General features: G+C 59.6%; 6 protein-coding genes. 1 reads left to right on the top strand and 5 read right to left on the bottom strand.

Annotated features, from left to right (window positions below; genetic code table 11):
- The first annotated feature begins 191 nt into the window (after positions 1-191).
- Positions 192-1595, top strand: a complete 1404-nt coding sequence (gene mdtD / locus HA46_RS18185; protein WP_033792932.1) for a multidrug transporter subunit MdtD — start codon at positions 192-194, stop codon at positions 1593-1595.
- Here mdtD and rbsR read toward each other — a convergent pair.
- The 5 genes from rbsR to rbsA form a co-directional block, all read right to left on the bottom strand.
- Complete coding sequence (gene rbsR / locus HA46_RS18180; protein ID WP_410477669.1) at positions 1592-2584, bottom strand: ribose operon transcriptional repressor RbsR; 993 nt, start codon at positions 2582-2584, stop codon at positions 1592-1594. The two genes, mdtD and rbsR, sit on opposite strands and share 4 nt — an antisense overlap.
- 3 nt (positions 2585-2587) lie before the next feature.
- Complete coding sequence (rbsK, locus tag HA46_RS18175; RefSeq protein WP_033792934.1) at positions 2588-3520, bottom strand: ribokinase; 933 nt, start codon at positions 3518-3520, stop codon at positions 2588-2590.
- Positions 3521-3585: 65 nt separating this feature from the next.
- The gene (rbsB, locus tag HA46_RS18170; RefSeq protein WP_033755347.1) at positions 3586-4461 is read right to left on the bottom strand and encodes a ribose ABC transporter substrate-binding protein RbsB; all 876 of its coding nucleotides are present in this window, start codon (positions 4459-4461) and stop codon (positions 3586-3588) included.
- A 26-nt stretch (positions 4462-4487) separates the two neighbouring features.
- Positions 4488-5459, bottom strand: coding sequence for a ribose ABC transporter permease (gene rbsC / locus HA46_RS18165; RefSeq protein WP_033755349.1), 972 nt, complete (start codon positions 5457-5459; stop codon positions 4488-4490).
- Positions 5456-6964 (bottom strand): ribose ABC transporter ATP-binding protein RbsA, encoded by a 1509-nt coding sequence (gene rbsA, locus HA46_RS18160; RefSeq protein WP_033792938.1) that lies wholly within the window; start codon positions 6962-6964, stop codon positions 5456-5458. The genes rbsC and rbsA overlap by 4 nt, the downstream gene beginning before the upstream one ends.
- Positions 6965-6969 lie beyond the last annotated feature (5 nt).

Below are 6969 nucleotides of genomic sequence, written 5' to 3'. Positions count from 1 at the left end.
CATTTCTTTGAAAATAATTGCCGGATGCCTTTTTTTTAATCGAACGGGTTAAAAGCAGACATTTCCGGGCGAAAAAGCGCACAGAAACAGCCTTCCGCCGTGGAAAATTGCCAACCAGCCCTTTTATGCCGATGCTATGCTGTCAATTCGGCTTCTTGCCAGCTACTGACACCTATATAGAAGGATTTTCGATGATACGATCCGCGCGCAGTATGGCCGGTCTGCCATGGATAGCCGCCATGGCGTTTTTTATGCAGGCACTGGATGCCACCATTCTCAATACAGCGCTACCCGCTATCGCGACCAGCCTCGACCGTTCTCCTCTGGCCATGCAGTCCGCCGTTATCAGCTATACCCTTACCGTCGCAATGCTGATTCCCGTGAGCGGCTGGCTTGCCGACCGCTTTGGCACGCGCAAAGTCTTTATTATCGCCGTGTCGCTCTTTACCTTTGGCTCGCTGGCCTGTGCCCTATCGCAATCGCTGACGATGCTGGTGATTTCGCGCATCGTTCAGGGCGTAGGCGGCGCGATGATGATGCCGGTAGCGCGCCTGGCGTTGCTGCGTGCCTATCCGCGTAGCGAACTCCTGCCGGTGCTGAACTTCGTCACGATGCCCGGCCTGGTAGGGCCGATACTGGGTCCGCTACTCGGCGGGTTGCTGGTCACCTACGCCACGTGGCACTGGATATTCCTGATTAACATTCCCGTCGGCATTCTCGGCATTGTCTATGCGCGCAAATATATGCCGGACTTCACCCTGCCCCGGCGTCGCTTCGATTTTCTCGGTTTTTTACTGTTCGGCGCGGGACTGGTCTTGCTGTCGATCGGCATTGAGCTGTTCGGCGAGCGTATCGTCTCTGCCTGGCTGGCATCAGGCGTACTGGCGGCAGGCGTCATATTGCTGCTTCTTTATATCCTTCATGCGCGCCGCCACCCAGCGCCGCTAATCAGCCTGCCGCTGTTCAAGACCCGCACCTTTTCGGTCGGCATTATCGGCAATATCGCGTCGCGTCTCGGCACCGGCTGCGTCCCCTTTCTGATGCCGTTAATGCTGCAGGTCGGGTTTGGCTTTTCGGCGGTGGTGGCGGGCTGCATGATGGCGCCGACGGCCATCGGCTCGATTCTGGCCAAATCGACGGTGACTCAGGTGCTCCGCCTGTTCGGCTATCGCCGTACGCTGGTCGGCATTACCGTCATCATCGGCATTCTGATTGCCAGCTTTGCGCTGCAGTCGCCGTCTGAAAGCATCATTCTGCTGCTGCTGCCGCTGTTTATTCTCGGCATGTCGATGTCAACGCAGTTCACCGCGATGAACACCATCACGCTGGCGGATTTGAATGATGATAATGCCAGCGGCGGCAACAGCGTGCTGGCGGTGACGCAGCAGCTGTCGATTAGCTTCGGCGTGGCGGTAAGCGCGGCGGTGCTGCGCTTTTATCAGGCGTTCGAAACCGGCACCGTCGAGCAGTTCCATGCGACCTTCCTGACGATGGGCGTCGTCACGGTGATTTCGGCCTTTACCTTTGCGCTGCTGCGGCCGGGCGACGGCCGCCACCTGATTACCAATCGCGATAAAAAGAAGAAAAGTGCTTAAGTCGAGGCGCGCACCACCAGTTCCGGCGTCAGCACCAGCGTTTGCTGGCTGGCGTCGGGATCGTTCAGGCGATGGATTAAGGTATCGATCGCCAGCTGGCCGAGCTCATCTTTCGGCTGGTGAATCGTCGTCAGCGGCGGCGTCAGATAGCGCGCCAGCTCGATATCGTCATATCCCATCACCGCCATATCTTGCGGAATACGCAATCCCGCCTCAAACAGCGCGTGATAAACGCCGACCGCCATCGCGTCGTTGCTGGTGAAAACCGCCTGTGGCGGCGACGCCAGCGCCAGCAGCTCTTTCATGGCGCTGTAGCCGCCCTGAAATTCGAAGTCGCTGTTAATCACATAGCCGGCCGGAATCACCAGCCCGTTTTTCTCCATCGCATGGTAATAGCCCTGCAGACGCATACGTCCCGCGGTTTTATCCAGCGGGCCGGAAATGCAGGCGATGCGGGTATAGCCGCTGTCAATCAGATGCTGCGTCGCCAGTTCGCCGCCCAGCAGCGCATTGTCCTGAATAATATCGCCGCGCCCTTCAAACGGTGCCCAGTCCATCATCACGGCAGGAATAGAAGGATAGCGATTAAGGATAGCTGCCGAGGGCAGATGACTTTCGGTGCACATGATCAGCAGGCCGTCGACGCGCTTTTGCAGCAGCGTTTCCAGGCTGCGGTTCATGCGATCTTCGTCGCCCGCCGTATTGCAGAGGATTAGGCTGTAGCCGCGCTCGTAACAGCTCTCTTCGACGCCGCGCACCACTTCGGCGTAAAAGGGGTTGCTGCTGGCCGTCAGCAGCATGCCGATAGTGTGCGTCTGGTTAAGCTTGAGGCTGCGCGCCAGCGCCGAAGGCGCGTAGTTCAGCGTGCTGATCGCTCGATCGACCTTCTCGCGCACCGCTTCGCTGACAAAGCGGTTGTTGTTGATAACGTGTGAGACGGTAGAGGTGGAGACGCCCGCCATGCGGGCGACATCTTTCATGGTAGCCAAGGCTTAACCCTGCTGAAGTAGAAAATCGTCGATTTCCGCGCGCCAGGGCACGGAGGGCTGCGCGCCCGGACGGGTGACGGCGATTGCCGCCGCCGCATGGGCGAAGCGTACCGCGTCATGCAGGCTTTTGCCTTCCAGCCGCGCCGTAATAAATGCGCCGTTAAAGGTGTCACCTGCCGCAATGGTATCGACCGCTTTCACCGTAAAGCCGGCAATGCGCTCGCCTTTTTCGCCCTGCTCGCTCAGCCAGACGCCGCGACGTCCCAGGGTGATCAGCACGGTGCCGATACCTTTGGCGTGCAGCGCCTCTGCCGCGCGCGCGGCGTCCTCATCGCTGGAGACGGCAATCCCGGTCAGGCTTTCCGCTTCGGTTTCATTAGGCGTGATGATATCCACCAGCGCCAGCAGCTCATCGTCCAGCGGGGTCGCCGGCGCGGGGTTGAGGATCACCTGCGTCTGATGAGCGCGCGCGATCTTCGCCGCAGCCTGCACGCTCTCCAGCGGCGACTCCAGCTGCATCAGCAGAGCCGAGGCGTTGGCGATGACCTGCTGATGACGCGCCACGCAGTCAGGCGTTAACGCCGCATTGGCGCCCGCGCAGATGCCGATGCTGTTTTCGCCTTCACCATTGACGAAAATCATCGCCACGCCGGTGGGTTCGCCGCTCACGGTTTCAACCGCGGCGGTATCGATGTTGTCCCGCACCAGCTGCGCGCGGATACGCTCGCCGATGGCGTCATCGCCAAGGCAGGCGATAAAGGCGATATCTGCGCCGGCCCGCCCGGCGGCGACCGCCTGGTTCGCCCCTTTGCCGCCAAACGCAACGGTATACTGCTCCCCGATCACCGTTTCGCCGGGACGAGGAAAGTGCGTCAGGTTAAGAATGTGGTCAGCATTAATGCTGCCGAGAACGGCCAGTTTTGCGCTTTTGCTCATAGGGTGTGATCCAGAAAGAGTGCGCCACCGGTTTAGGGTGGCGCATTGCCCTGCTTTTCTTTGAGTTATTTGGTGACCAGTTTCAGGTCAACGGGATTGATGGCCTGCACTTTTTCACCTTTCAGCACTTTATCGGCGGTATCGACGCCAATCATGCCGATCTTATCCGGCATCTGAGCGACTGTCGCCGCCAGTTTGCCGCCTTCGACCGCTTTCACGCCGTCGGCGGTGCCGTCAAAGCCGACTACCACGACATCAGATTTTCCGGCGGTTTGCAATGCGCGTAGCGCGCCGAGCGCCATTTCATCATTTTGCGCAAAGACCGCCTGCACGTCCGGATGCGCCTGCAGCAGGTTCTGCATCACGTTCAGCCCTTTAGTGCGATCGAAGTCTGCCGGCTGGCTCGCCAGCACCTGGAATTTATGCGCGTCCGAGGCCTGTTTAAAGCCTTCGCCGCGCTCACGCGCCGCAGAGGTGCCGGCAATACCCTGCAGTTCAATAATTTTGGCGCTGTCGCCCAGACGCTTAGCGATATAGTCGCCCGCCATTTTACCGCCGAAGCGGTTGTCAGAGGCGACATGGCTCACCACTTTGCCCTGCGCTGCCACGCGGTCCAGCGTGATCACCGGGATATTCGCCTGATTGGCCATTTTCACCGCGTTGCCGACCGCATCGGAATCGGTTGGGTTGATCAGCAGCAGTTTGGCGCCGCGCACGGTGAGATCCTGCACGTTAGCCAGCTCTTTCGCCGGGTTATTCTGCGAGTCCAGCACCACCAGGTTGTAGCCCAGTTTGTCAGCTTCTTTCTGCGCGCCCTCTTTCAGCGAGACGAAGAAGGGGTTATTCAGCGTCGATACCACCAGCGCGATGGTATCTTTCGCCACGGCGCTGGCGCTTAATGTCGCGCCGAGGATCACAGCCAGTGCGGTCAACTTTTTCATCATTTCATCCTGTGTAAAGGTCAGAGTTATTTACTGCTTTTGTTATCCACCAGTACCGCCAGCAGGATTACCACCGCTTTTACGATCATCTGGTAGTAGGAAGAGACGCCCATCAGGTTCAGGCCGTTATTCAGGAAGCCCAGGATCAGCGCGCCAATCAGGGTGCCCATAATGCGCCCTTTACCGCCCGCCAGGCTGGTGCCGCCCAGCACTACCGCTGCGATAGCGTCCAGCTCGTAGCCGGTGCCCGCCGTCGGCTGCGCGGAGGAGAGACGCGCGACTTCGATGGTGCCCGCCAGCGCGGCCAGCATGCCGCTCAGGGCGTAGACGATGACTTTTACGCGGTTAACGTTGATGCCGGAGAGACGCGTCGCCGCCTCATTGCCGCCTAGCGCGTAAATGTAACGGCCGAGGCGCGTGTGGTGCAGCATGTACCATGCGAGCAGGAAGACGACGGCCATCAGCCATACCGGCGTCGGAATCCCCAGCGGACGGCCGATGCCGAACCAGCCGAAGAGATCGGCGTTGTCGTTGAAGCCGGTATTGATCGGGCTGCCGTCGGTATAGACCATGGTGACGCCGCGCAGCAGCAGCATCATCACCAGCGTGGCGATAAAAGCCTGCACCTTGCCGCGCGCCACGATAGTGCCGGTTACGGCGCCGATCGCCGCCCCCAGCGCCAGCGCGCCCGCTACCGCCACCAGCGCGTTAACTTCCATGCCCACCAGCGAGGCGGCCACCGCGCCCGTCAGCGCCAGCAGCGATCCAACCGAGAGATCGATGCCGGAGGTGAGGATCACCAGCGTCATGCCCACCGCCATAATGGCGTTGACCGAGGTCTGCTGCAGAATATTGAACAGGTTCGCTACGGTGAAAAAGTTAGGGCTCTGGCTCGCCACCACCGCGATCAGCACGATGAGCGCAATCAGCGATTTTTGCTCCATCAGCCAGGCTTTGCTGAACCAGCGACGGCTGGACGGTAAGGTTTGGGTGCTCATACAACTAAATCCTCGCTGTGTTGCTTGCCTACGGCTGCCGCCATTAAAGATTCCTGCGTCGCCTGCTCGCGGGTGAATTCGCCGCCGGAACGGCCTTCATGCATCACCAGGATGCGGTCGCTCATGCCGAGCACTTCCGGCATCTCTGATGAGACGAGAATGATGCTTAGCCCTTCGGCCTTGAACTGATTGATAAGCTGGTAAATCTCTTTTTTCGCCCCGACGTCGACGCCGCGCGTCGGTTCGTCCAGGATCAGCACGTTGGGACGCGTCATCAGCCCGCGCGCGATAGCCACTTTCTGCTGATTGCCGCCGGAGAGCAGGCCGATTGCCTGCTCCATTGACGGCGTTTTAATATTGAAAAGACGGATAAAATCGCCCACCGCCAGCTGCTCAGCGGCGTGTTTCAGCGTGCCGCTGCCGTTGCTGAAATAACGCAGCGCCGTCAGCGACATGTTCTCTTTTACCGACATGCCCAGCACCAGCCCGTCGCGCTTGCGATCCTCGGAGATATAGACGATGCCGCTGGCCAGGCCGTCCTGCGGCGCGCGCGTTACCACTTCGCGGCCGTCGAGCCAGACGCGGCCTTTGCTGCGCGGCAGGGCGCCGTAAAGCAGCTTCATCAGCTCGGTGCGTCCGGCGCCCATCAGCCCCGAGACGCCAAGAATCTCGCCTTTACGCAGCGTAAAGCTGACGTCATGCACGCCCGGTCCGCTAAGGTTCTCGACCTTGAGGCGAATCTCTCCCGGCGCCTGGTCGAGGCGCGGGTATTGATCTTCCAGCTTGCGTCCGACCATCATCTCGATCAGGCTCTCTTCGCTGAGCGCCTTCACCGGACGTTCGGCAATGAACTGGCCGTCGCGGAAAACCGTCACGTCGTCGCAAATCTCGAAGATCTCTTTCATGCGGTGAGAGATATAGACAATGCCGCAGCCCTGCGCCTTTAACTCGTTGATCACGCGAAACAGCGACAGCGTTTCGGTATCGGTCAGCGCGTCGGTCGGCTCATCCATGATGATCACCTGCGACTTAAAGCTCAGGACTTTGGCGATCTCCACCATCTGCTGATCGCCGATCGAAAGATCGCCCACCAGCTTATGGCTGTTGAAACGCAGGTTAAGGCGCTTCAGCAGCGCGTCCGCCTCGGCGTACATCCGCTTCCAGTCGATACGGCCGAAACGGTTAACGAACTCGCGCCCCAGAAAAATATTTTCCGCCACGGTCAGCTGCGGAATGAGGTTCAGTTCCTGATGAATAATGCCGATACCCGCTTCCTGCGACGCTTTCGGGCCGCTGAAGGTGGTCTCTTCGCCCAGCCAGCGCAGCGAACCCGCGTCGCGGCTGTAGATGCCGGTCAGCACCTTCATCATGGTGGATTTGCCGGCGCCGTTCTCGCCTACCAGCGCCATCACGCGTCCTGGATAAACCGCCAGCGACGCGCTCTTTAACGCCTTTACGCCGGGAAAGGATTTCTCAATCCCCTGGAGCTGTAATAAGGGTTGCATAACGG

Source organism: Pantoea septica, from assembly GCF_002095575.1.
Classification (GTDB): Bacteria; Pseudomonadota; Gammaproteobacteria; order Enterobacterales; family Enterobacteriaceae; genus Pantoea; species Pantoea septica.
Note: the sequence above shows the minus strand (reverse complement) of the source record. Positions and strands in the feature narration are given on the sequence as shown.